2 protein-coding genes are annotated in these 2,020 nt (G+C 66.9%); one reads left to right on the top strand and one right to left on the bottom strand.

Features of this window, described 5'->3' with window-relative positions:
- Positions 1-224, bottom strand: a 224-nt coding sequence (locus BJF87_RS27145; protein ID WP_316042979.1) for a hypothetical protein, incomplete at its 3' end; no start/stop codon positions are given.
- 54 nt (positions 225-278) lie between these two features.
- Between BJF87_RS27145 and BJF87_RS22700 the strand changes: the two genes are divergently transcribed.
- On the top strand, positions 279-2,020 hold a 1,742-nt coding region (locus BJF87_RS22700), incomplete at its 3' end, for a heavy metal translocating P-type ATPase (protein WP_316042980.1).

Here is a 2,020-nt window from a genome sequence, read left to right on the forward strand (position 1 = left end):
CCCCAGGGGTATAAGGTGGCGTCATGAACGAGCACACCTCTGCTGAACACGCCGGTCACACGGCCGCCGATCAGCACCACCACGGCCAGGTTGAGCACCACGAGGCGGTGCTCGATCACACCGGACATCACCACCCCGATTCCTCTGCCGGACAACGCCATCACGGTTCCGACGACCACGCCGGTCACGACAGTCACAGTGGTCATGCCGGTCACGGCGGTCACGGGCACGGCGGGCATGGTGACCATGTGGGCCAGTTCCGGCAGTTGTTCTGGATCATGCTCGTCCTCGCAGTGCCGGTCGTCGCGTTCTCACCGATGTTTGCCATGCTCATCGGCTATCAGCTGCCCGATACCGGAGTGGTCCAATGGATTTCCCCGGTACTGGGCACGGTGATGTTCGCCTGGGGCGGGCGTCCGTTCCTGTCGGGGGCCGTAAGTGAATTACGCTCGCGCACACCGGGCATGATGTTGCTGATCGCTCTGGCGATCACGGTGGCCTTCGTCGCCTCGTGGGGAGCCAGTCTCGAGGTTGTGCACCATGAACTGGACTTCTGGTGGGAACTGGCCCTGCTGATCGTCATCATGCTGCTCGGGCACTGGATCGAGATGCGGTCGCTGGCCCAGACGACCTCGGCGCTGGACTCGTTGGCGGCACTGCTGCCCGATGAGGCCGAACGCGTCGACGGTGAACAGATCAGCATTGTGGCCCCGGCGCAGTTGCAGGTCGGGGATGTGGTGATCGTGCGCCCTGGTGCCAGCGTTCCCGCCGACGGCCGCGTCATCGACGGAACCGCCGAGGTCGACGAATCGATGGTGACCGGTGAATCGCGCACCGTCCGCCGTGGCGTAGGTGATCCGGTCGTCGCCGGAACGGTGGCCACCGATTCCGGTCTACGCGTGCAAGTCACCGCGACCGGTGAGAACACTGCGTTGGCCGGTATCCAGCGGCTGGTCACCGACGCCCAGAATTCGTCGTCACGTGCGCAACGCCTCGCCGATTCCGCGGCCGCGCTGCTGTTTTGGTTCGCACTGACCGCTGCGGTCATCACCGCGATCGTGTGGACGGTGATCGGTCAACCCGATGACGCGGTCATCCGCACGATCACCGTGCTGGTCATCGCCTGCCCGCACGCACTCGGGCTGGCCATACCGCTGGTGGTCGCCATCGCCACCGAACGCGCTGCCCGCGGGGGAGTGCTGATCAAAGACCGCCTCGCCCTGGAAGCTATGCGCACCGTGGACGCAGTGCTGTTCGACAAGACCGGAACCCTCACCAAGGGGGAACCGACTGTGATCGCCGTCGAGCCCGCCCCTGGTAGCGACGCCGAGGACGTGCTGGCCGCCGCTGCCGCCGCCGAAGCGGACAGCGAACACCCCCTGGCCCGGGCGATTGTCGCCGCCGCCCGAGACCGGGCCCTGCAGATCCCCTCGGCCACCGAGTTCACCTCCTCACCCGCGGTCGGGGTCAGCGCCCATGTCGAAGGGACGGTCGTGCGGGTCGGCGGGCCGCGCATGCTCGAGGAGCACCGCCGGCACGAACTCGCCATCGCCGAGCAGTGGCGCGCCGACGGGGCCATCATCTTGCACGTCGTGCGTGACGACGAGGTCGTCGGCGCGATCAAACTCGCCGACGAAGTACGTGCGGAGTCCCGCCAAGCCGTCGACGCCCTGCACCAAGTGGGCGTGGCGGTAGTGATGATCACCGGTGATGCCGAAGCGGTCGCGCACAGCGTCGCCGCAGAGCTCGGTATCGACCGGGTCTTTGCCGGGGTGCGCCCTGAGGACAAAGCCGACAAGGTCGCCGAGTTGCAGCGCGAGGGCCGCAAAGTCGCCATGGTCGGCGACGGCGTCAACGATGCCCCCGCACTCGCTCAAGCCGACGTCGGCATCGCCATCGGCGCGGGCACCGACGTCGCGATCGCCTCGGCCGGAGTCATCCTCGCCAGCGATGACCCGCGTTCGGTGCTCTCGGTGATCGAACTGTCCAAGGCCAGCTACCGCAAGATGAAGCAAAACCT

The organism is Gordonia sp. CNJ-863 (assembly GCF_001942325.1).
GTDB lineage: Bacteria > Actinomycetota > Actinomycetes > Mycobacteriales > Mycobacteriaceae > Gordonia > Gordonia alkanivorans.